General features: G+C 38.1%; 16 protein-coding genes and 1 pseudogene. 7 read left to right on the top strand and 10 right to left on the bottom strand.

Annotated features, from left to right (window positions below):
- Positions 1 to 8: 8 nt before the first annotated feature.
- Positions 9 to 392 (top strand): cell division protein ZapA, encoded by a 384-nt coding sequence (locus tag ACFIO5_RS04305; protein ID WP_375636496.1) that lies wholly within the window; start codon positions 9 to 11, stop codon positions 390 to 392.
- Positions 393 to 1,875: 1,483 nt separating this feature from the next.
- Here the strand turns inward: ACFIO5_RS04305 and pyk are convergent.
- Together pyk and ACFIO5_RS04295 are read right to left on the bottom strand one after the other, a co-directional pair.
- The gene (gene pyk / locus ACFIO5_RS04300; RefSeq protein ID WP_375633445.1) at positions 1,876 to 3,312 is read right to left on the bottom strand and encodes a pyruvate kinase; all 1,437 of its coding nucleotides are present in this window, start codon (positions 3,310 to 3,312) and stop codon (positions 1,876 to 1,878) included.
- Positions 3,309 to 3,797 (bottom strand): DUF1036 domain-containing protein, encoded by a 489-nt coding sequence (locus ACFIO5_RS04295; RefSeq protein ID WP_375633446.1) that lies wholly within the window; start codon positions 3,795 to 3,797, stop codon positions 3,309 to 3,311. The genes pyk and ACFIO5_RS04295 overlap by 4 nt, the downstream gene beginning before the upstream one ends.
- A 262-nt stretch (positions 3,798 to 4,059) precedes the next feature.
- Here ACFIO5_RS04295 and ACFIO5_RS04290 point away from each other — a divergent pair, with 262 nt between their 5' ends.
- On the top strand, positions 4,060 to 4,320 hold the full coding sequence (locus ACFIO5_RS04290; RefSeq protein WP_005774567.1) for a DUF2312 domain-containing protein: 261 nt from the start codon (positions 4,060 to 4,062) through the stop codon (positions 4,318 to 4,320).
- Positions 4,321 to 4,880: 560 nt separating this feature from the next.
- Here the strand turns inward: ACFIO5_RS04290 and rimJ are convergent.
- The 4 genes from rimJ to ACFIO5_RS04270 all read right to left on the bottom strand — a co-directional run bounded on the left by rimJ (position 4,881) and on the right by ACFIO5_RS04270 (position 9,005).
- Positions 4,881 to 5,444 carry a ribosomal protein S5-alanine N-acetyltransferase gene (gene rimJ, locus ACFIO5_RS04285; RefSeq protein WP_375629686.1) on the bottom strand — a complete coding sequence of 188 codons (564 nt, stop codon included), beginning with the start codon at positions 5,442 to 5,444 and terminating at the stop codon, positions 4,881 to 4,883.
- 571 nt (positions 5,445 to 6,015) lie between these two features.
- Positions 6,016 to 7,878, bottom strand: coding sequence for an ABC-F family ATP-binding cassette domain-containing protein (locus tag ACFIO5_RS04280; RefSeq protein WP_375705123.1), 1,863 nt, complete (start codon positions 7,876 to 7,878; stop codon positions 6,016 to 6,018).
- Positions 7,878 to 8,264: a YMGG-like glycine zipper-containing protein gene (locus tag ACFIO5_RS04275; protein WP_375633448.1), complete on the bottom strand. Its 387-nt coding sequence runs from the start codon at positions 8,262 to 8,264 to the stop codon at positions 7,878 to 7,880. The genes ACFIO5_RS04280 and ACFIO5_RS04275 overlap by 1 nt, the downstream gene beginning before the upstream one ends.
- Positions 8,265 to 8,369: 105 nt before the next feature.
- On the bottom strand, positions 8,370 to 9,005 hold the full coding sequence (locus ACFIO5_RS04270; RefSeq protein WP_375617849.1) for a thiamine diphosphokinase: 636 nt from the start codon (positions 9,003 to 9,005) through the stop codon (positions 8,370 to 8,372).
- Between the two features lie 147 nt (positions 9,006 to 9,152).
- Here ACFIO5_RS04270 and ACFIO5_RS04265 point away from each other — a divergent pair, with 147 nt between their 5' ends.
- Positions 9,153 to 10,730: a M48 family metalloprotease gene (locus ACFIO5_RS04265; protein ID WP_375680188.1), complete on the top strand. Its 1,578-nt coding sequence runs from the start codon at positions 9,153 to 9,155 to the stop codon at positions 10,728 to 10,730.
- Positions 10,731 to 11,027: 297 nt separating this feature from the next.
- On the opposite strand, the gene ACFIO5_RS04260 is transcribed toward ACFIO5_RS04265, so the two are convergent.
- Positions 11,028 to 11,939 (bottom strand): RNA polymerase factor sigma-32, encoded by a 912-nt coding sequence (locus ACFIO5_RS04260; protein ID WP_375613183.1) that lies wholly within the window; start codon positions 11,937 to 11,939, stop codon positions 11,028 to 11,030.
- Between the two features lie 577 nt (positions 11,940 to 12,516).
- On the opposite strand from ACFIO5_RS04260, the gene ACFIO5_RS04255 reads away from it, so the two are divergent.
- From ACFIO5_RS04255 to ACFIO5_RS04245, 3 genes are all read left to right on the top strand, one after another.
- On the top strand, positions 12,517 to 14,097 hold the full coding sequence (locus ACFIO5_RS04255) for a hypothetical protein (protein ID WP_375705117.1): 1,581 nt from the start codon (positions 12,517 to 12,519) through the stop codon (positions 14,095 to 14,097).
- A 21-nt stretch (positions 14,098 to 14,118) separates the two neighbouring features.
- Positions 14,119 to 14,460, top strand: a complete 342-nt coding sequence (gene fdxA, locus ACFIO5_RS04250) for a ferredoxin FdxA (protein ID WP_375617846.1) — start codon at positions 14,119 to 14,121, stop codon at positions 14,458 to 14,460.
- A 303-nt stretch (positions 14,461 to 14,763) separates the two neighbouring features.
- On the top strand, positions 14,764 to 15,348 hold the full coding sequence (locus tag ACFIO5_RS04245; RefSeq protein WP_375633451.1) for a CarD family transcriptional regulator: 585 nt from the start codon (positions 14,764 to 14,766) through the stop codon (positions 15,346 to 15,348).
- 897 nt (positions 15,349 to 16,245) lie between these two features.
- Here the strand turns inward: ACFIO5_RS04245 and ACFIO5_RS04240 are convergent.
- Together ACFIO5_RS04240 and rpmF are read right to left on the bottom strand one after the other, a co-directional pair.
- Positions 16,246 to 16,993, bottom strand: a pseudogene (locus ACFIO5_RS04240) (tyrosine-type recombinase/integrase); the annotation flags it as partial.
- 1,613 nt (positions 16,994 to 18,606) lie between these two features.
- Positions 18,607 to 18,786, bottom strand: a complete 180-nt coding sequence (gene rpmF, locus ACFIO5_RS04235) for a 50S ribosomal protein L32 (RefSeq protein WP_005774555.1) — start codon at positions 18,784 to 18,786, stop codon at positions 18,607 to 18,609.
- Positions 18,787 to 19,210: 424 nt separating this feature from the next.
- Here rpmF and ACFIO5_RS04230 point away from each other — a divergent pair, with 424 nt between their 5' ends.
- Positions 19,211 to 20,113, top strand: coding sequence for a polyprenyl synthetase family protein (locus ACFIO5_RS04230; protein ID WP_375633452.1), 903 nt, complete (start codon positions 19,211 to 19,213; stop codon positions 20,111 to 20,113).
- Between the two features lie 1,725 nt (positions 20,114 to 21,838).
- Here the strand turns inward: ACFIO5_RS04230 and ACFIO5_RS04225 are convergent.
- Positions 21,839 to 22,438, bottom strand: a complete 600-nt coding sequence (locus ACFIO5_RS04225; protein ID WP_375634406.1) for a hypothetical protein — start codon at positions 22,436 to 22,438, stop codon at positions 21,839 to 21,841.
- Positions 22,439 to 23,067 lie beyond the last annotated feature (629 nt).

The following is a 23,067-nucleotide window of genomic DNA, read 5'->3' as shown; positions in this document are numbered from 1 at the left end:
TTGAATGTATGGAAACTGTTTCCGTTACCATTGATGGTAAAGTTTATCGCATGGCTTGTGACAAAGGACAAGAACGTCGTCTTATTGCGCTTGCTGCTCAATTGGATCAATATATCACACATTTAAAGAACAATTTTGGTGAAATTGGCGACCATCGTTTATCGGTTATGGCTGGCATAATGATTATTGATGAAATGGAAGAAATAAAACGAGAAAATAAAAAATTACAAGAAGACTACAATACTCTTTTACGACTCCACAACGAAAGAGACCGCACCATGGGGAAAATTATGCGTGACACCACACAACGCATTGAAAATCTCACCAACCAATTGCTCAAAGATGATCAAAACTGCACAAACATTCAAGAACAAGAACAGGAAGATTTCTAAAAAGTACATCAGCGCGTAATAAACCAGAGACTTGACTTGTCCGCCACATCTCACAGGATAAAAATTCTTAACCCCACACCAGTCTGTAAACAGTCTGTTTTTTTATAGGAAGGATTCCAGCTACTCACGACTTATGAGATTAACTTAAACCTCAACAAGAAAGTCCTACCCTGAATATTTGACCTCCGCACAAACGCTTCCTATATCAAGGAGGCTGTCTTATATCACCACATTTCAAATAAGATGTCTTTTAACAGCGCAATAAGATAACAAAACCAACATCCTTGTAAAAAAATCATATAAATGACAACAGCAACAAACAAATAAAGCACCCTTCGAAAAAAAGAGCTATATTCATGTTCCCTATGAATGCATGCCAAAAAATTCTTTCCCCTAGATAATATCAAGCATATTCAATATATATTAAAAAATAACCTTATCTATTATACCGTAAAACACCGCCACTTGATAATACAAGCACCATGGAGTCTTTGCACCTGAAATGTCCATCCGATGAAACCCACCGAAAAGAACCGTATCATTTATAAACCAGCGTGAATTAAGTATTTTCATCCTTTAGAGCAGGAAAAAAGTCAAACTCGAAGAGTATGTTAATCTCATACAAGCTCAAACATTATAAACAACAATAATAGCTCTTGAAAACATTCTCTACCGACATCTTTATCCTTATAACAAACAAACAATTCATCCATACCTCTCTCCCCACCCCTCAAAATCTCCAAGCTTAATAAAAGAAAGAGCAAATCGGCATCATCATTATAGTCAGCCCTCAATATTGCGATAGCCCCCTTGGCTCGTAAAACGATTCATAAGAGGCATTTTTGTACACTTTTTACCCACATGCCCCACCCGCTTGTGACGTGCAAACAAAGAGTTATGATTAACAAAACATAAATAAATTGAAGAGAATTTTACGGAATTCGGGGTTCTAATTCAAGTTTAATAACGATAAATTATCATTATAAATCAATATTTTGCAAATGCTTCGACAAAGCATATTTTAAAAACACATTCACCCATCACTTTTTCTCATAACATACCAGTACGATTTTTTAGGCACATAATTTTAACTTTATTCAATTCTGTTGGCAAAAGTTTAAAATGAGAACAATTTCAAGGCTCTTATCCAAAAAGAAAAAGAATAAATTCTCATTATCAATAAACATCTCGCTCGTATAAACATCAATAAAGCAATCCCCAATATGCCTCAATGAAATAAAAGGAGGAGCTCCCATTAAATGCCTACCGTAAAAGCAGCTTCCTCAGAACTAAAACAAAATCAACAGACAACATCACCGCATCTGCTCCCATCCCCAAACTGGACGACCTAACGCAATACCTTTCTATCTTACGATAGGAGATAAAAGAATAATGGGTCTATGGAGGCATTCACAAGAGGCGCACACCCGTTGTTTTTAAAGCCTGTTCAAAGGCGCATGAAAAAACACCATGCGTAAACGGCTCAAATCCCTTTCGTTCCATCTTGGGAGACAGAGGCAATACGCAAGAGATTTGTCGCACCGGGCGTTCCAAGGGGAACCCCAGCTGTCACAAGGAAGCGATCTCCCCCTTTGCAAAAACCTTCCTGAAATGCAATGGCTGCTGCACGATCAACCATATCCTCTAAACTCCGTGCATCTTGCGTGACCACACAATGAAGCCCCCAAACTAAAGCCAAACGCCGTGCTGTTTCCACAATGGGCGATAAAGCAATAATGGGTCTATTAGGGCGTTCACGAGAGGCACGCACCCCGGTGGTTCCTGAAGCCGTATAAGCAATAATAGCGGATAGCGCAAGTGTTTCAGCAATCTGACGTGCAGCAAGAGAAATCGCATCCGTTCCTGTTGATTCTGGTGCTGGATGTTGTGCTCCAACCTGAGCGGCATAAGTATGATCTTGTTCGATTTGTCGCGCGATTCGGTCCATCATAAGCACAGCTTCTTCAGGATAGCGACCAGAAGCAGATTCAGCAGACAACATCACCGCATCTGTTCCTGCATAAACTGCTGTAGCAACATCCGACACTTCTGCGCGTGTCGGAACAGGAGATGTAATCATTGATTCAAGCATCTGTGTTGCCACCACAACAGGCTTTCCTGCTAAACGACAAGCTTTTATGAGCTCCATCTGAAGTGCAGGGACCTTTTCCAAAGGCATTTCCACTCCAAGATCACCCCGTGCAATCATAATACCATCGGATACCTCAATAATTTTCTCTATATGCTCCAAGGCTTGAGGCTTTTCGATTTTAGCCATCAAAGACACCTTGCTTTTCGTCAACTGACGCACCGCCATAATATCTTCTGGACGTTGAATAAAAGAAAGAGCAACCCAATCAACAGGCTGCTGTAAAAGAGCCTGAAGATCCTCCTTATCTTTTGACGTCATTGAATCAAAAGGCAAAATTGTATCGGGAAAACTGACACCCTTTCGATCAGAAATACGGGTTCCAGCAACCACGCGACACTGTACAGAATGACCATCACAAACTTGCGCACGCAGTTCCACCCTTCCATCATCAATCAACAACCGGTCCCCTGGTTTAATCGCCGAAAATACATCCTCATGAGGGAAAAAAACACGCTGTGCATCACCAAGAACATCGCGATTATCTAATGTAAAGTTTTGTCCAACACGCAAATCTTCTTGACCCTTAGCAAAACGCCCCACACGCAGTTTTGGCCCCTGAAGATCCACCAAAATACCAATGGGGCGTCGAACTGTTTTTTCAACTTCTCGTATAGACTTGACCAAATCACCCATCATATCACGATCAGTATGGCTCATATTAAGACGAAAAACGTCTGCTCCTGCCCTAAAAAGCTTCTCAATCATCAAACGAGAAAAAGAAGAAGGACCAAGAGTCGCAATAATTTTCACTTTACGTGCACGTTTCACGGTGGAGAATTTCCTGAAAGAGAAGGTATAACTGAATTGTTTAACAAAGACTCATCCGTCAACTGGATCATCCAACTGGTTTGATTTCCGGTATCGATTTCTTTAAATTCAGCCTTTTGATATCCTCGAGGGAAACAATCATGAACGCCTTGAATGGTAAATTGGCTATCTTGCACACACATGGTTACAGAGCCTGCCCAGTTCCCCTTTTTTTGTGCCCCTTCCGCATAAAAATAATAAAACCGTGAAGCAAGAGGCCCCTCAATTAAGGTTTTACACTCCGTCACGGGTACCGTCCACCAACCTTCGCTCACCCATCCTGAAAATGTACGATATCCAAGAGCAACCCCTACAGACTGTTGGGTTGTATTACAAACCCTAAAGTCAGCTTTTGCAAAAACAACAAGGGGAAACAAGAGCAAAATGCTCAAGAAAAAAACCTTAAATCCTTTCTGAAGCACCCAATATCGTTTTTTTAAAATCACAAAACTTCCTCTATAATGTCAAATTCTCAAAACAAATTACACACTTCTTTTTCAAAAGCTTTTCAAGTCTAAAACGTATATTTTTATATTTTTCTTTTTATAGCCCTTTTATCAATGCATATATCTTAAAAATTTTACAAAATATTTAAAGTCAATTTGTAAAAAAGCTGTGTAGCTTGATTTACTTTTTGTTTTCAAGCTTTTTTAACATAAATTCGTCGTCGAAAAACAACTTAAAATATATAACTTGGAGAAAAATACAATGAACGATACAGTAACCGATCAAACACACGCTATATCCGTAAACCAATTACGCTCTTTTATCGAACGTATTGAACGACTAGAAGAAGAGAAAAAAACCATTTCTGATGATATTAAAGACGTTTACACTGAACTTAAAGGCTCTGGTTTTGATAGTAAAGCTGTTCGAAGCATTATACGGCTGCGTAAAAAAGAAGAGCATGAAAGAATGGAAGAAGAAGCAATCATTGAACTTTATAAAAATGCGCTTGGTATGAATTAAAACCATTGATAACATTGGAAATTTTTTTAAGAAAAGAAAATACAAAAAAAATGGCAAAAAACAAATGAATGTATAAAAATTTCACCCAAACAATAAGCCGTTTGTGTAACTTGTAACGAGACTATCGATCACAGAATACACAATATTGCAACAGCCCTCACATTTAAAAGGATTTATACAGAGAATTTTTATTCTTGTTCTTCAATCATTTTTATCCACATAAACCCTCACTTGTATGCCAACCTATGCCAACCCAGTTTGTGATGTGCAAGAGAGGTGTTTTTATGATTAAACATCAATAAATTTGAAATGAGAAAGTCTTCCGATATTGAGGACTCTCTTCCTTCAAATTGAACAAAATGAATTATGATGATAAATCAATTCATTATCTACAAAAAGAAACATATGAAAGCGGTCAGCAGTTGAAATCCGCTAAATGAGAGTCTGAGCTGTTTACAAAAGAAGAGCTGGTTAAGGATCTTTATCTTTTAGGATAGGCAGAAATTCGGCATATTTACACATTTGATAAAAAGCCCCTTGATAGAACTTTTAATAAAACTTTATTCGAATCTATTAACCGACTCATACAGATCATTGATTCGAGAGGTTAGAATGTGATCTCTCCATTTTCCAGAAATCATCAAATAGTCTTTGGCATAGCCTTCTTTTTCAAAATGAAGGCGTTTTAATAAACGTTCGCTTTTTATGTTCTCAGGTCTATAATTTGCCATCACTCTATGCAGATGATAAACATGAAAGATATGCCGTATTAGAGCCGATAAACTCTCAAACATAAGACCTTTACCTTGTTGTTTTTCATCAAGAGAAAAACCAAGATGACAAGCTTGAAAAACACCCCGAACCACATTTGTAAAATTCACAACACCAATGACTGTGTTTTCATTTTTTAATCGTACGGCATATCGGTATGCTTGTCCTTGTGCACTTTCATAAGCAAATGCATTAGCTCGTGTTTCCCAAGCTGTTAGGCTGTGGTAACCATCAGATCTAACAGGTTCAAAAGGACGCAGATGATTCGCATTACGGAGGAAATAAGAAGACAGTTCAGCTGCATCTTCTAAACTGATCAATGTGGAAATTGTTCGCTTTGTTTTAATTGCCATCATTTTCTCCTCCTAGAAATGTTGCAATAACACGTTGATTTATCTTAACAAATCATCATTTTTAAACTTAAATTATAACATCAAATACAGTAAGCTTTCCTCATCACAACACTTCTTACGTTAGAATTAATGAGGATCATTTGCTTTTCCATCATAAGCGGGGGTGGTATGTTTAAAGCATAAGGTAAAGACAAGGGCATGTTTCTTATGAATGCTCTCAAATTCCAAGGGGCGCTATAGCAACACTAAGAGCGAGCAAAATATGCAATGGAACTGGCGTACTTCCATATACGAAATTTTGAAAAAACTCACGGCAAAGGTAGTTTTGTTTCTTTGCCTTGTAAACGAAGAGCATGCTTGTTTTGCGCTATCATATCACTGCTCCCCCGTATAGAAATCCCAATGACCATCACCTTGAAATGCTATATGTTACAGTGCAATCTAAAAAGTCTCTGCCATAACTCGTCAACAGCACTGTTCCCGCTAAATCAGCCACAAACTCTTGTAACAAATCAAAGAAAAGCGATGATGCAATACGAATTAAAATGTTTAGATATTAATATCTGAAACATTACCGTGAACACGCTTCCATTTCTTCGCGTAAAATTTCAAGTTCTAGCCATTCTTCTTGCTTTTGTGTGCAAGTATTTCTCTTTTTTTCCAACGCTGTTGATAAACGCTCAAAACGTTCTTTATCGCGGCAATAAAGGGTTGGATCAGAGAGCTCTTGCTCAATTTTTTTGATTTCGTCCTGTAAAACAGCAATTTCTTCAGGCAATTTTTCCAATGCATAAACCTGCTTATAAGACAATTTACTTCGTGTTTTTTTCTCTCGCCCTATCAAGCTATGATCTATTGATGTATCCTGTTTTGAAAGCTCTCCCGCATGAGATTTTGAAGGTGCTTTACGCTGCGATAATTCTGTTCTTTTGCGTTGTAAGCGAAGAGCATGCTGGTTTTGCGCCATCATATCACTATAGCCGCCCGCATACAAAACCCAATGACCATCACCTTGAGGTGCCAACATATGCGTTACAGTACGATCTAAAAAGTCTCTGTCATGGCTGACCAACAATACTGTCCCCGCAAAATCAGCAATAAATTCTTGCAACAAATCCAAAGTTTCCATATCCAAATCATTGGTCGGTTCATCAAGAATCAAAAAGTTTGCAGGACGAGAAAGAAGTCGTGCAAGCATGAGGCGTGCTCTTTCTCCCCCTGAAAATTCTTTAAGGGGAGTGCGAGCTTGTTCCGGTAAAAATAAAAAGTCTTTCATATAAGAAACGACATGCCGCTCCAGCCCATTGATCACAAGAGTATCACCTCTTCCTCCCGTTAAATAATGCGCTAAAGTTTCTTCTTCATTTAAAATACGTTGCTGATCAAGCAATGCCATAGAGAGGTTATAGCCATGCCTCACCGTTCCACCATCCACGGCTTCTTGCCCAATTAATACAGAAAGGAGCGTTGTCTTTCCGATTCCATTGGGTCCTACCAACCCGATTCGATCACCACGCTGAATGCGCAAAGAGAAATCTTTCACGATAATGCGATCACCATAGGATTTTGAAATTTTCTTTGCTTCAAGCACCAATTGCCCAGACTCATGACTTTTCGCTGCTGTCAAAAGTGCATTTCCAGGCTGCCCTTTATAGGTTTGATGACGCTGTCTTAAGTTGTTTAATTCGCCTAAACGCCGTACGTTACGCTTACGCCGTGCACTTACGCCATAACGTAACCATTGCTCTTCACGAGCAATTTGGCGCCCCAATTTATGCTGTTCGATGGCTTCTTCTTCCAGTGCTTTATCACGCCAATTTTCAAACTCAGAAAAACGCTTTTCCAGTCTTTTGGTTGTGCCACGATCAAGCCATACCGTTGACCGCGTAACATTTTCTAAAAATCGCCGATCATGGGAAATCACCACAATCGCTGAACGCAAAGAAGATAAAACAGCTTCCAGCCATTCAATGGTTGGTAAATCAAGATGATTGGTTGGTTCATCTAAGAACAAAATATCGGGTTTTGCAGCAATGGCCCGTAACAATGAAACACGCCGCTTTTCGCCTCCCGAAAGCGTTTCCAATTTTTCCGCCCCCGAAAACCCTAAATTTGTGCGAAGCGTATTGATCCACTGAACATCAGATATATCGTCCAGCCCCGCTTCCATATAAGCGTTAATATCTTCAAATCCTGAACAATCCGGATTTTGTGAAACATAACGGAGCGTCACTCGCGGGTGGCGAAAAATTTCGCCACCATGAGGCTCTAATATTCCCGCGGCAATTTTTAACAGAGTTGATTTTCCACAACCATTACGGCCGACCAGCGCAATACGCGCCCCTTGCTCAACCGATAAAGAAGCTTGATTGAGCAAAGGCGTTTTTCCAAAATTTAAGAAAATGCGGTCAAGCCGCAGAAGCGGCACCGCCATTAACGAACGCGGTGCGGACAAGGTGCTTTATACATCACCCCTCTTGCATCACGGTAAGCACACAATTGCCGTACAGGAACTCTCTGTCCACAAGGTGCTTGGTAAACATGCCCTCTACGACCGCGATACGTGCACAATTGTGATGCCTGTCTTTGTTGTTTTCTTTGATTTGCAGCTGCACCTGTTACTGTTCCAGCCAAAGCACCAAATGCTGCACCGGTAAGTGCTGCTCCAGGCGTACTTCCAGCAATAGCAGTTCCAGCCAAAGCACCGATTGCTGCTCCTCCTACGCCGTAACGTGCAACGCGTTCATCGTTTGTGGTACAAGCAACTGAACTGAAACCAATGGCTGAAACAACTGCCACTTTAAAAATTGATTTTAACATATCAAAACCTTTCCTTCTCAAGATCAATACATAATATATTGTTTATGTCGGCACTTATAATCACTAGTCCTCCCCCTGCCTTATTCAAAATATATTGGAAGAGCTTTATGGAATAGGCACAGACGCTAACAATATAGCTTTTCCAGAACCTAAATGGCAAGAAAAGGTTCCACAAATACGGTTAGAAAGTGTTAAAGAAGAGCCAAATGACACATTTTTGTCACAAACTGGCCATTTTACCCCTTTAAGAGTTAAACCTTTTAAATCAGAAAAACCGATAATACTAAACAAACATCCCTTAGGCAAATCATACGAACAAGGTTTTGACAAAACCGGCCAACCTTCTTCCAAACCGCTTGTCAACAACACTGAAATACCCCTTTCAGCCATCATCAACGCTTGCGTCATATGAGAAAGGCTATGATCACTTCGCTCCCCTCCCAAAGCACCGCACAAAATAAGCTTTTTAGCGCCATTTTGCAACGCTCTTTCACATGCCAGAGCACTATCTGTCATATCTTTATCAGAGGGAAAAACTTCACGCGGAACATGACTATATTGACGTATTAAGTTCTCATCTGATGAATCAAAGTCCCCTAACCACAACTCAGGCGTCACATTAAGCGCTGCCGCATGACGCATACCACCATCAGCAGCAATTACCCGACTGTTTTGAATTTGATTAAGCAAACGATCAGTGATATGAACATCCCCATTTAATAATATCGTAAATGTTGTCATGCCATACTTTGCCTTTCACAAAATTTTCTTTACAGTGCATCTTTTTATAAGTGAGAGTCATTTTTTATAAACAAAAAGCGTGATATAGCCAAACGAATCCTTATCCCTAATGCCTTTCTTAAAGAAACATACGATATAAAGATACAAATGCAATTTGCCAAATTACTCCGCAGAAATAATGTGCACCATGGTCCAACGCACCCCATTTTTCACCGCAATTTTCTTTTTCGCTCTTGCCTGTATAAAGCAACTTTCATAAGTTTAACGTTTCTCCTTTCAGCTTGTCATACACCCTTTTCTCAAAATGATAGGTTTTCTTCCACTTCTTCTAAAACGATCAAACGTACCAACAACCACAATATCTATGTCACATTAAGCGCTCTGCAACACCCACGTATTTTGCAAATGTATGGTGGCGCTTATCATGATGCAAAACTTGAACACCTTTTAGCAAAGATTGTCCGTAAACTGGCAGTTGCATCACATAGTTCTCATCAAAGCTATTCTGTAACAATTTTAAACTCAGAAACTATCAACGCTTTTGCGCTCCCCAACGGCTCGATCTACATCACTCGTGGTATGCTGGCATTAGCCAATGATTCTTCAGAAGTTGCAGCCATTTTAGCCCATGAGATAGCACATATCAGAGCCAATCATGGCATTTTACGCCTGCAAAAAGAAGCCCAATTAAAGATGACAAATCACATGTCTTCACGTCTTCTTTCTTCTATTGGCAAAAAACTTCATAACCCTATGCAAAACAAGCAACAACTCGCGCAATTTTCCCGCAATCAAGAGCTGGAAGCTGATTCCATTGCGCTCGAAATGCTCCAACAATCAGGATATGATCCTTTTGCTTCACCACGCTTTCTTCAAACAATGGAAGCCTATAGTGCTTTTCGTAATATCTCTGGCTCCCAAAATGCCTCTCTAGATTTTCTAGCCTCTCACCCAACTACCCCTCAACGCATTCGGCTTGCGATAAAAAAAGCGGGTAAAATCAGTAAAGGGAATAGTAAAATATCTGATCACGATTCTTTTCTCAAAAGCATTGATGGCATAATTTTTGGAGGAGGCTTTTATACAGGTTTTGTACGAGGCAACCAATTTATTCACCCACAATTGCGCATAGCTTTTTCTGTTCCAAACAATTTTACAATAGAACATTCAGCACATACTGTTTGGGCCAGTGGACCAGATAAAATTGCGATTCGTTTTGACGCTATTCCACATCCTGCTGAAATATCTGCGAGTGATTATTTGAAAAGTGGCTGGATTATCGGTCTAGACCAATCATCTATCCGCCCCATCACAATTCAAGGGCTCCCCAATCAAGAATTTATGCGTCAAGAATCCCAAAGCCAAAATTTACTTGGAGCAAGGGCCCATGCTACCAATGATCAATGGCAATTTGATGTGGTTGTCATTCCATTCAACAACCACATCTTTCGTTTTTTGACGGCCGCTCCACATAATTCTCGAAATTTTGCAGAGGTTGCCCAAAAAACGCTACAAAGCTTTCATTCTCTTTCATCTTCACAGTTAAAAAAATTGCAGCTCTTAAAAATCCGTGTTGTCCGTGTTAAACAAGGAGAAACCGTTGCAAATCTTGCAGATAAAATGCAATACACACCATATAAAGAAAAACTCTTTCGCATCCTCAACGCCCTCTCACCAACGCAAACTTTACCGGCAGGTACAAAAGTGAAAATTATTACAGAATAAGCCTTTCTTCTCATCTGTTACAGTTTTGATTCTTTTCTGTCTGTATCACGCCCTCCCCCTTAAAGCATATTCGAAAATAAAGAGGAACACTTTAAAATCCAACTTCATCATACCTTTATAGGTCTCCGTTTGATATATATTTCCTCCAACTAACAGCCCCCTATCTTCCTCTGTAGTAGCGCTCCCAAGGAGGCATATTTCTAAACAAATCCGGACATCCCCTAAAACTGACTTTATCATATTCTCATATGCCCCCACTTAATATATTCTCTTTCCCCCCAAAAAGCCTTTCACTGCTTATATATCGTAAGCATCTTCTGAATGAATCGTAAGGAGAGCAGAACGCAATTTTTGCAAAGCCCTAGCTTCAATTTGACGCACGCGCTCTTTCGAGATTCCTAACTTTTCACCCAAAACTTCGAGAGTCGCACCCTCTTCATTTAAGCGACGAAAGCGAATAATTTCCAACTCCCGTTCGTTGAGAATTTGCAACGCATCGTAAAGCCATTGTGTACGCCGTTGACCATCAATGACTTGCTCAATTAAAGCATCAGGAAGAGGACTATCATCCACCAAAACATCCATCTTAGCAATGGGATTATCACTGTTCTCAGAAACAGAAACACTCAAGGAATTATCAGAACTGGAAAAACGAAAATCCATCGTTTCAACATCGCGCACGGAAACACCGAGTTTTTCAGCGATTGTGCGAAAAATATCCTGTTTTGACAAAGCACTATCATCTTGTATCAGTTTTGCACGCAAACGCCGAAGATTAAAGAAAAGTGCTTTTTGCGAAGAACTCGTTCCCCCTCGAACGATTGACCAATTTCGCAAAATATAATCTTGAATAGAAGCGCGTATCCACCACGTTGCATATGTTGAAAAACGCACTTCCCGATCAGGTTCAAAACGTGCAGCTGCTTCCAATAGTCCCACATACCCTTCTTGTACCAAATCCCCCAATGGCATTTTGAAACGTTTAAAGCGATTAGCAATAGCAATCACTAAACGCATATGAGCCGCTGCAATTTGATGCATGGCGTCATCATCACGTTTGTCTTTCCACCGCAGAGCCAAATCATGCTCTTTTTGTCGTTCAAGATAAGGTGCTTGCATAGCAGAACGCATCATATTACGTCCTAAGCTTTTGTCTGCATCGCTATAATTTTTGCTGCTTTTATAAACAGCATTTGAAAGATTACCCATAATAACCCCTTGCGATTAAAATTATCAAAATTGATTTGGCAACGACATCATTGTTCTTCGCTTAAAAAGAACGCAAAAGTTGTTAACTTCTGTGACCACTACTTTAACGTGTAATTTTATAATCGCAATTGTTTTTTTTACTGTCATGGTAAAACTTCTTGTCATAAGACACAATTTCACCTGCAAAATGCCTTTACAATATGCCTTTTAGCCTATGAAATATTTGAAAAAACTTTCTCTTCACTTTTCATGACAAAACAGCAAAAAAATTAAAGTGATCATGCAAAAGAAATGCCGTTTTTTGATAATCGGTTCCGTTTCCTTTTAAATCGAAGAATTTATTTATGCTTTTAGCTTTACAATACAACTAATAAGTGTAATTTGCAAATATAAAGCATCCAAACTGAATGAAAACTGAATGAAAAAAGAATCATTCAAGTTTTAAAGGCGCAAAGAAACAGCAAAAAATGACAAGAGTGATTGAAGCAAACGCAACAAACGTGTTAAAGAAAGAGCACCATTATGAAATTGTCGCAAAAAGCTTTTGACCAGTGTCACACTGAGAAAGAAAATGATCATGGATAGCAAGATTGTTCAACAGAATGAGATTCTTCAAGATGATATTCTCATTGAAAAACACGGAAGGGGTAAATTTGAAGGTTTTCGTTTTTATGCCAACAAAAACAGTACCGATCAAATAGCTGAGAAGCAAATTTCAACAGAGAATGAGAATTTGATTCTTGCTTTTTCCAAACGCGCGACACGTTTTTGTGCTTGTGCAAATGGAGATTTTACCCTCAGTTCTGATGGAATTGTGCGCTGGATTGGTCAACCCGTAGGACAACTTGTAGCAACAGAAGATTTTTTCAAACCAAAACTAATTGTTTTAGCAGATGAACAACTCACGGAAGAATCCCGCAATAACGTTGTGAAACGATTAGAACGCTTTGTCACCTTTCATTTTGAAACGACTTTAAAACCCCTGTTTGATTTGCGCAATGCTGATAATTTAACAGATTCAACAAACAGTCTTGCTTTACAACTTTTTAACTCTTTAGGGATTTTACCACGCCGCGAAGTCTTAGACATTGTCAAAAACCTTGCGCAAGAATCACGTGCCGTTCTTCGGCGTCTAGGCGTGCGTTTTGGCGCTTTTCATATCTATGTTGCCGGAATGCTTAAACCTGCTCCGGTTCAAGCCATTACTCTCCTGTGGAATCTTCAAAATGCGGGACAAGATCAAACTGGTTTGGGTGAAATTTTTTCAGCATTATCTGCTGGTCGAACCTCTTTGATGGTTGACTCTACCTATAACCGCCAATTTTATCAATTAGCCGGCTACCGAATCTTAGGACAACGTGCTGTACGGATTGATATTTTAGAACGTCTTGCCAATCTCATCCGTCCCGCACTTCATTGGAAACAAGGAAGTGATCCCAAACCAGATGGCGCCTATGATGGAAAAAGTTTTTTTGTTACACCAGCCATGATGTCCATTCTTGGGGCCAATGGAAATGATATGGAAGAAATCCTCAAAGGACTTGGTTATCAATCGTACAGCATAAGCAATACTGTTTTTGAACAAAATCTCCTTGCACACCAAGCCTCTTCCCCTGTCAATGAGACAATGCAAGATGTTCCCGCAGCAGAATGCGTTGGAAGTCAATGGCAAACAATAAGCGATTTAGAAACAACACGAGAAGAAAAAAATATCTCATACCCAAACATTTCATCCTCTGGTATTGAAAAACATCTCCATAAAACCAATCGTTTACCAGAAGCTGAACCTATTGGGAATTTTGCCAAATCCCCTCGCTCTACAAAAGAAGATAAAGTTATTTTATTATGGCATTATAAGCATCAATTTCCCCACCATGCACAAAAAAAACGTGATAAATTAGGAAATAAATGGCAAAATAAATCGAAGAACGCTGTAAAAAAAGCGGAATACAAAAATGAAAATTCCCCTCAAAAAGCACCATCACAAGCAAAACGCTCTCATAAGTTCCACAAATCCCAAGGAAAACATGCAAATCATAAGCCCTTTCAAAAAGAAAAGCGCCTTAATCCTGATTCACCTTTTGCGAAACTAGCTGTACTACGCGATCAACTCACCAATCATAAAAACACGCACACACTTTCCTCTAAAGAGAATTAAAGTAACAAATGGAGTTCGATCTTGACCCACGTAGTAACCGACAACTGCATTCACTGCAAATATACGGATTGCGTTGAAGTCTGCCCAGTTGATTGTTTTTATGAAGGGGAAAATATGCTTGTTATTCACCCCGATGAATGCATCGATTGTGGTGTTTGCGTGCCAGAATGCCCAGCAGAAGCGATTTTACCTGATACAGAACCAGGGTTAGAAAAGTGGTTAGAACTCAATCTTCATTATGCAAACAAATGGCCTAATCTAACCACCCGAAAAGATCCTCTTCCTCAAGCAAAAGAAATGGATGGCGTTCCAAATAAATTAGAAAAGTATTTTTCAGAAAATCCAGGAAGTGGCGAAGAGTAATGATAAAGTGTACACTCTCCTCCTTCAACGATTGAAAGACTTCTCTTGTAAAAATAAAAAATCCTTAAGCGAAATGATTGATTCTTTTAAATTTTGATGTTAATGTTATTTTAACATGATCATCTTTCTAAGTATTTTTCTTTGCTTGTTATAGTAAAGCGGTGTATTTTTTTTTGATTTAAAAGTACTCGGCTTTTATGCTCACTTAATTGGTACAATATACTTGGTTAAAGAAAACTCAACCCTCAGGTTTATAACCTGTTTTCCGATACATTTGTTGATCATAAGGGAGTAAACTAAAATATGGCATCCCAACATGGAACGTCTTCCAAGACCAAAGAATTTGCAACCTCTGAATATATCGTCTACCCTACGCATGGAGTAGGACAAATTATAGCGATTGAAGATCAAGAAGTTGCAGGACATAAATTAAAACTTTTTATCATTCATTTCGCGAAAGATAAGATGGATGTCAAAGTCCCCATTGCAAAAGCCCTTTCCGTTGGAATGCGTAAATTATCTGCTAGTGATTCTGTCGAACGTGCCTTAAAAGTTTTACGCGGAAAAGCACGCGTTAAACGGACCATGTGGTCACGTCGTGCACAAGAATATGATGCTAAAATCAACTCAGGAGATCTTATTTGTATCGCCGAAGTGGTCCGTGATCTTTTCCGCTCTAATCTACAGCCTGAACAATCTTACTCTGAGCGCCAACTTTATACAGCTGCTCTTGAAAGAATGGCCCGCGAAATTGCGGTTATTAATAGTCTTTCTGAAACAGAAGCTATCAATCTCATAGAGATGCATCTCTCCAACAAGCCGGAACGCGAGTTTAAAACTGAGAGAGAAGAAACAGATGAAAACAGTAAAGCTGTCTACGCTGCATAATACACTCTTTCATCATAATGATGATATTTCGATAAAACCAGCGAAAAGCTGGTTTTATTTTTTAACATCCTCTCTACCCTTAAGGACAAAGTTTCTTAACCAGCGCCAATCTATAAACAATCTAACTTTTCGACAAATTCCTCCTCCTTATTTTCTTTCTTCATAGATAACAAACTGATTAATCATCATAATCTAGCATTATTCATATTAAATTAGAATCTTGAATATGGTAAGATTTCTCATTTCAAATTTCTCTCATGTTGAATTAATCAAATCACTTGCTTGTCAATCACAAGCGGAGCTGATCTGTGGGTAAAAACTGTACAAAAAGAGCGAGACACTGTCTCAAGCACCAAAGGATATACCAACATTGGAATCTGGCAAGATGTGTAAGGGCGGGGCTTGCTTTTTTATTTAAGCGTAAAGATCATAGTGCCGTTTATACACTACACCGAAACTTTACCATTTATCCCCTTCTACAAAACCATTGTAACATTCAAAAACACCGTCATAAAATGGATGCCACAAATATTGAAAAATATTGCTTAAAAAAAATGCGTGACGGTACAACATAAGATATTTTGTCTTGGGCGCTCTATTTTGCATGAGAAGCATTCCCCATTAAAGAACGCGATAAAAAAAGCATGAACTAAAACCATCATCTCCATTCTGTAAAAGGCATTCCAAATACTTTTGAAAGCTGTAAAACTAACTTAAAAAATCACAATAAAAATGAACGTTGGCATTGCCCTTCCAATTTCATATTTTTCCCAAATGAGGTTTCTATTTCAGAGGAGATATACGCAATATTCTTACTCCAATCGAACACAAAAAATCTAGAATGATTCATAGAACTCTTAAAAGTCTTAATCTCTGTTTCAAACAGACTGCTAAAGATTGGATATTCTCAGCAGGAATTGTCCAGTTATCATCTTCAATCTGATCTTCACGAATATGACGCAAAGGATTAGTACGAACGCCTATCAGGACAAGCAAACGCAAAGCCAGTTATGTTATGTTTTACAGAGTAACTGATAAAAGGCAAAAACATCTCTCCAATCCATTGCTGGTCTATGAGTGGTTTTATGACGTTGTTTGCCTAAGAGCGCGCGTACTTTTGCACTGCTTGTAAATCAACATCCACACCCAATGCAACCGCATGTTTAAGACAAAGATTAAGACGCTTCAGTGCTGTCTGAGCTGTTCCAGCTTTTGCATGCCAAATAGAGGCAAGGGTATTGCGTATCTCTGTTTGCGTAATCTCTGAAACAGGCAGACAGCCTAATTTGGGGAGAATATAAAGGTGTAAGGGTGAAAACCAATCACAAGCCTCACCATCATTTTTTAATTCAGCTTTACGGCTTTCAAAAGCATCCAACACGATATCTTTTAAGTAATGGAGATTGCTTATTGCCTCACGCTTTTGTTTCTCACGTTCTTTAATGGGATCACGCCCCTCACGTAAAACAGCCCACCACCCAGTTGCCAATTCACGGGCTTGTTTAAAAAAAACATCTCGCAAGGCACCCAAGCCCATTTCACGGCGCCGACCATGAATGGTATAACGATAAAGCCATTGAGCACCACCATCTTTACGTTTGTGAAGAAGCAAGCCGGCACCATCATTATATTTGCTAGCCCCCAATGTTGTGACAACCCTTGGCTCTTAAGACTCTTCATAAGAACCATTTTTAGTTCTTTCTTATACAAATTTTATCCACACACTCATCCCACTTGTGACGTGCAAACGAGTGGTTTGGATTGATTCTAGATAGAGAGATTTGAAATGAGTGAATCTTACGTTATTCGGGGTTCTAATTCAATATGAAAAACAATGAATTATATATATAAATCAATATGTTGTCTAGTGATGAACAGATAACAAAAAAAATCATAAACTTAGGTAAGCAACACTATAAAATCATTCATAAACCAGCTATGAACTGGAGAATCGTACCGGCTTTGATAAAATACTTTGCTCACCCCCACACATAACATATCTGGTTTTAAGTTTACTTATTTTTACAAGCTGTTCGCAACAAATCCCTTATATTCACAAAAATAAGAAAAATATATAGACAATTCTTAGTTCAAAAACATGAAAATACAGCGTGATATTCATAGAAAAGTCTCATGCACTTTTATCATAAAAAGTACTAAAGATTATTGAATGTGTACACCTTCTGTCTTGTAACGGTTTTCTCTTTTCTGCTCATAAGAAAGCGCGCTGGCATCAGCATACACTTAACCCCAATGTTACAACAATTCTTACATTTGAAAATATTCATTATAAACATTTTTCCTTTTTTATAGAGTTTTCACCCACATGCCAGCCCCACTTGTGACCGAAAAGCAAGTGATTATCATTGATTCAACATAGGGAAAAATTTGAAATGAGAAAATCCTACGATAGACCTTCCATTCAAGGCGCAAAACAACAAATGATCTTTATAAATCAATGTGATGTCGATCTCTATTTTTTTTAAGGAGAATCACATGTCACAATATAAGCCTATAGACAAACCATTGCCTTAAATATTCTCATAAAAAACACCGGAAAACACCGATATGCTTAAATCCTTACATAGATCAACCGCCTTAAACGATGATATTTTACGGTCTAATAGGATTCTCTCTATAGTCAATAAAGATTAAGTGCGATACAAAATGATTCTATTACTGAGCTAACTTATATCAATACCCAAGCTCTTAACGAAGTCATCATAAAAGACACTGATACAAGTAGCCCTTTATAGCCTCTCAAGAAAACAAGAAAATCATCTCCCACAATAGAATCATTTCTCTACAGCACAACTTTATCCCACACATGTTCTCAAGAAAAAGTGAAAAACGCATCTTACCCAATGCATTCATTAATGAAACAAAAGAAGTTCACCACTAGAAAAGAAAGAAAACGCTAAAGTTTTAACCACTAAAACAGAACGTCCACGATACATTCCCTGTTCCACATCGATAGAAGACGATGCAAGAGAACCTCAACATTCATCTTAAAGCGAAAATGCACGCCCCAAGCGTGCATTGATCGATGCAATAAAAGAAGTTCACCTCTGGAAAAGAAAGAAAACGCTAAAGTTTTAACCACTAAAACGGAACGCCCACGATACATTCCCTTTTCTATATCAATAGAGGGCGACGCAAGGGAACCCCAACATTGATCTTAAAGCGAAAATGCACGCCCCAAGCGTGCATTGATCGACGAAATAAAAGAAGTTCACCACTGGAAAAGAAAGAAAACGCTCAGTCTTTAACCACTAAAACGGAACGCCCACGATACATTCCCGTTTTCAAATCAATGTGATGAGGACGACGTAATTCACCAGAATTTTTATCTTCGATATAAGTCGGCGCCTTCAGAGCATCAGCCGAACGGCGCATGCCCCTCTTCGCTGGAGAGGTTTTTCGTTTAGGTACAGCCATAAAAAGACACTCCAAATCCATTAAAACAGAAAAAGCAATGTCAAAAATGACAATGCTTCATTTAAAACACCATAAAATTTGAGGATATTATACACTGATAAAAAAGAAGAGGCAATGTCAAAATGATCCTCCTCTTACCAAAAATGACCTTCCTGTTATCAAAAATGGTGTCACAATAATCAAATGAATATCAAAAACACTGCAAAATTTAAGAATTTTATACACCAATGAAAGCTTTTTTATAAGCCCTTCATTCAATTTTTATTTGGTTTAAAAAGGGATTTGCGCATACAGTAGAGATACGGATAAAAAGAGAAGTTGATTTTTAATAAAAAACGACGCCAATTTATGAAAACAAGAAAAAGCGACAACCTTTCTCTTTAAACTTCATAATTTCATTTTTGTAAAAACAAAGGAAGCAAGAATGCACGAATTTACCACCCTTCTTGCAAAACATAGAGACACCGTTGAAAAACGGCTTGATACCCTGTTAAGTGATCAAATCCAAAATGGTGAAATTTCACGCCCTAAAAACTTAATCAAAGCCATGCGCTATGGTGTGCTGAACGGTGGAAAACGCTTGCGTCCTTTTCTTGTAATTCAAAGTGCTGCACTTTTTGACGTCCCTGTAGAACATTCTCTTGATGTTGCATGTGCCTTAGAATGTATCCATTGTTATTCGCTCATTCATGATGATCTTCCCGCTATGGATAACGATATACTCCGGCGTGGGAAACCCACTGTCCATGTAGCATTTGATGAAGCAACAGCAATTCTAGCAGGCAATGCCCTCTTAACATTTGCCTTTGAAATCATTGCCCATAAAGCTAGTAATCTATCTACAGATATTAGAATCAAGCTGATCACGTCTCTTGCACAATCGGCAGGACTTGGCGGTATGTTAGGTGGACAAATGCTGGACCTTGAAGCTGAAAAAAGACCGCAAGAAAGTACTGACATCATCACTCTACAACACATGAAAACAGCAGCCCTGATAAGCTTTGCTTGCCAAGCAGGTGCCATCATTGGCAATGCATCTAAAGAATTAACCGAAAAGCTTACTGATTTTGGTACCTATCTTGGTTTAGCCTTTCAATTAACCGATGACCTTCTTGATGTCACCGCCAACACGCAAACCCTAGGAAAAACGGCTGGGAAAGATGAAACGGCACAAAAAGCCACTTTTGTTCATCTTTACGGCATTAAAGAAACCCAAAAAAAGCGAGATATACTCATCAGTAAAGCAGAAGCATTCTTACATCCTTTTGGCGCTAAAGCACTCCCCCTCCAACAAGCAGCACACTTTAGTGCAATACGCCAAAATTAAACTTCATCCACCCTATTGTACATAGTGTACACCGTCATATTTATTGAATGCATAATAGACTTTTCCAAGAAACGTTACTATTAATCTCCATTATAGTCCTTATCATGAAATGGGTACGACAAATCTTGAGAGGAATTTCATTAAAACAAGCCGCGTGAATTTATAACACAAATGCATTCTGGGTATCCTATTTTGCATGAAAAATGCCTTCCATTAAAGACTAAAAGAAACAAAATGTGAAAATGCGTAATCACCATGTTTTAAAAGATATTACAGTGGATGCTTTAAAGCCGAATAAAAAACAACCGGAAAGAGGAAAACTCGTTTTCTCCTTTATGTCTTTAATCTTCTAACGATAAGGCAAAAATAAACAGAATAAGTATACAACAAGGCATTTTATAAACCCGCAAAAAACAATAAAAATGCCGATTGGCTTTGTAGCCTTATCAAAGTCATCTGTTGTTTATTGCCAACCCTAGGAGTACAATGCCTTCAATAGAGAGTCGTAATTTTTATGCCTTTCCACGCTATCTTGTTGTAAAAGATCAAATATGGTTACATTCTGTAAATTCAGTCGTGTATTGCTTGCTCTCTAAAAACACTTTTACAAAAATGCTCGTTGTTTAGTTTAAGCATTATTTTTTTGAAGCTCGTATTTAAAATATCAGAAAAAAATGAACATAATGGCTATTTTGATTTTTATGCCACCCTCAAAGAACAAAGTCTTTTAATACAATCTGCTCTGTAAACAGTCTAGTGTCCTACCGAGTAGGTTTCTCTCACTTTCCACACATGCGATTCACTTAAACTAAAGACGCGATAAGCAAGACTTAAGAATATTCACCATGTACTTCTTAAAATACTTAATGTATCAAACAGGATACCTTCACCACCCCTCAAATGACAGTATGTTACGGCATAACAGGATAAATAAAACCACTAATTTCAATAGAACGAAAGACCAAAGCAGTATTATTACCGATCTCTCTTCTCTTAAACTGGAAAGATATAATACATTGATTTATAATGATAATTTGCGGTTGTTCAACTTGAATAAGAACCCTGAATACCGTAAGATTCTCTCATTTCAAATCTGTGTATATTGAATCAATCAAAATCACTTGCTTGCACCTCAAAAACAGAGAGAGCCGCGTAGGGCAAAACATCAAAGAAAAGACTAAAAAAATGCCTCTTATGAACCGTCTTAAAAGCCAAGGGCTGTCGCAACATTAGGGGCTAGCAAAGTGAATGATTGTGTCGGCATGCTCCTTCAAAAGCAGAAACATTTTTATTTACAAAAGTGTGTAATAACTTCAATTTAATAATAATCATGATCACTGTACAACTTTAATTCATCACGCTCTTTATCTCGTTTATTCAATTCATCACACAAAAAGAGAATTGATAAGATTAAACAGAGAATGATCTTTGCAACAGAAAGATAAAAAAGTCCTTATTATTATATATAATAGCGCAATCTAATTTGTGATAAGTCGTTTTTTCAATCCAAGTGCAAATTTCCTCCTTTAAGTGCAATTTTCTTATTAAGATGAAAAGCATCATTGTAAGTGAACCTATGCCTGTTGCCAACGCTGGAAAATATGGCCACCTTTTGAAGCCATAATAAAAAAACAAGCAACATGGCCAAGAAAATGCCGCAATTATCAAGAGTATTATAGCCATTTAATACCCTTCGAGAGAATTTTTCTCATTACCCATTCAATATCATTTGTAAATTCCTCTTGGTTTCATCATATCATATATCGTGTGGAGTTCTCTGCAAAAACGCGCTATTTGTTTAGTATTGTCATCATGACCAGCTCTCATACTAGACACAAGGTCAATAATTTGTGTTGTTGGGCTAATACCATTTCCACTTGAAGAATTAAGAAATTTTTTCGCATAATCAATCATGGGGTCGGTAGAATTCATAGACATATTATAAGCCCAGATAAAATCGCTTTCTCTCCAATTATAGTCATAACGCAAACTGCTTATGACATTGGGTAGCATTGCCCATGACATCTCCTCATTATAATCACTGCGTAATAAATTAACAAAGCGTCCACATAAAACAATAAGTATGTGTCGATGCCATATAATATCAAATTTGGGCGCTATATTTTGATAACCACGGCTATAGACGAAATTTCTTGCTTGTTCCTGCTTTTGAAAATGTTCAAAAGCCTCGTATTTTTCACTTATATATTCTTCGTAAAGTTTATTGTACTGCTCTAAACTATCTACACGCGTACATCCCAACAATACCAATACAGAAAAAAGAGTTATAAATGTTACAACAAACGTTATGGATAACGATTTCATCGCTTTACCTTTATAATAACCATAATTTGTACGGCTTAACAGATTCCTATCAAATATATCAATATGTGCTGGTTTCTTGTGGCTTATTTGTAGCAAATTGTACTCAACAATATTTCTGTACTTGGTTTTATTCCCTCTCAAAGAGGGGGGATGTCATTCAAAGTTTCCATAGATAAGTTTATTATCTGGATCAGAAATTTTCTAACATCAGAAAATACAGAGCTAACGCCACAATCAAAGAGAAAATACTCAAAAATGAGAATGTACAACGTAAAAAATTATCTCAACAAGATAATTGATATTTTAAAGAAAACAGCAATAAAACGCGTTAAATATATCAACAATAAAATCAGTCATGAGGAAAGCCTATTTGAACAGGCTATAAATTGTCCGACTGCTTAAATTAGCTCTAATGAGATAAAGTGTTACCAGTAAGGAACCAATGAAAATGAGAAAACTGCTCCATCACCATTCCTTAATAAGTATATAATCCGGCACAATCATGTTCTTTATCAGCGTCCAATCTTGTCAGCAACCCTTTGTGTAATATTCATGAGCAGCATTTTTATTTCTTTTGTAATGATTGTTATGCCATTTTAATGATTATTATGCCAAGCCCACTTATAACG

Source organism: Bartonella sp. AA86SXKL, assembly GCF_042196885.1.
Note: the sequence above shows the minus strand (reverse complement) of the source record. Positions and strands in the feature narration are given on the sequence as shown.

Coding starts and splice junctions, on each gene's coding strand:
- ACFIO5_RS04305 (WP_375636496.1), top strand. CDS start 9: ATGGAAACTGTTTCCGTTACCATTGATGGTAAAGTTTATCGCATGGCT.
- ACFIO5_RS04290 (WP_005774567.1), top strand. CDS start 4,060: ATGAACGATACAGTAACCGATCAAACACACGCTATATCCGTAAACCAA.
- rimJ (WP_375629686.1), bottom strand. CDS start 5,444: ATGGCAATTAAAACAAAGCGAACAATTTCCACATTGATCAGTTTAGAA.
- ACFIO5_RS04280 (WP_375705123.1), bottom strand. CDS start 7,878: ATGGCGGTGCCGCTTCTGCGGCTTGACCGCATTTTCTTAAATTTTGGA.
- ACFIO5_RS04275 (WP_375633448.1), bottom strand. CDS start 8,264: ATGTTAAAATCAATTTTTAAAGTGGCAGTTGTTTCAGCCATTGGTTTC.
- ACFIO5_RS04270 (WP_375617849.1), bottom strand. CDS start 9,005: ATGACAACATTTACGATATTATTAAATGGGGATGTTCATATCACTGAT.
- ACFIO5_RS04265 (WP_375680188.1), top strand. CDS start 9,153: ATGCAATTTGCCAAATTACTCCGCAGAAATAATGTGCACCATGGTCCA.
- ACFIO5_RS04260 (WP_375613183.1), bottom strand. CDS start 11,939: ATGGGTAATCTTTCAAATGCTGTTTATAAAAGCAGCAAAAATTATAGC.
- ACFIO5_RS04255 (WP_375705117.1), top strand. CDS start 12,517: ATGGATAGCAAGATTGTTCAACAGAATGAGATTCTTCAAGATGATATT.
- ACFIO5_RS04245 (WP_375633451.1), top strand. CDS start 14,764: ATGGCATCCCAACATGGAACGTCTTCCAAGACCAAAGAATTTGCAACC.
- rpmF (WP_005774555.1), bottom strand. CDS start 18,786: ATGGCTGTACCTAAACGAAAAACCTCTCCAGCGAAGAGGGGCATGCGC.
- ACFIO5_RS04230 (WP_375633452.1), top strand. CDS start 19,211: ATGCACGAATTTACCACCCTTCTTGCAAAACATAGAGACACCGTTGAA.
- ACFIO5_RS04225 (WP_375634406.1), bottom strand. CDS start 22,438: ATGAAATCGTTATCCATAACGTTTGTTGTAACATTTATAACTCTTTTT.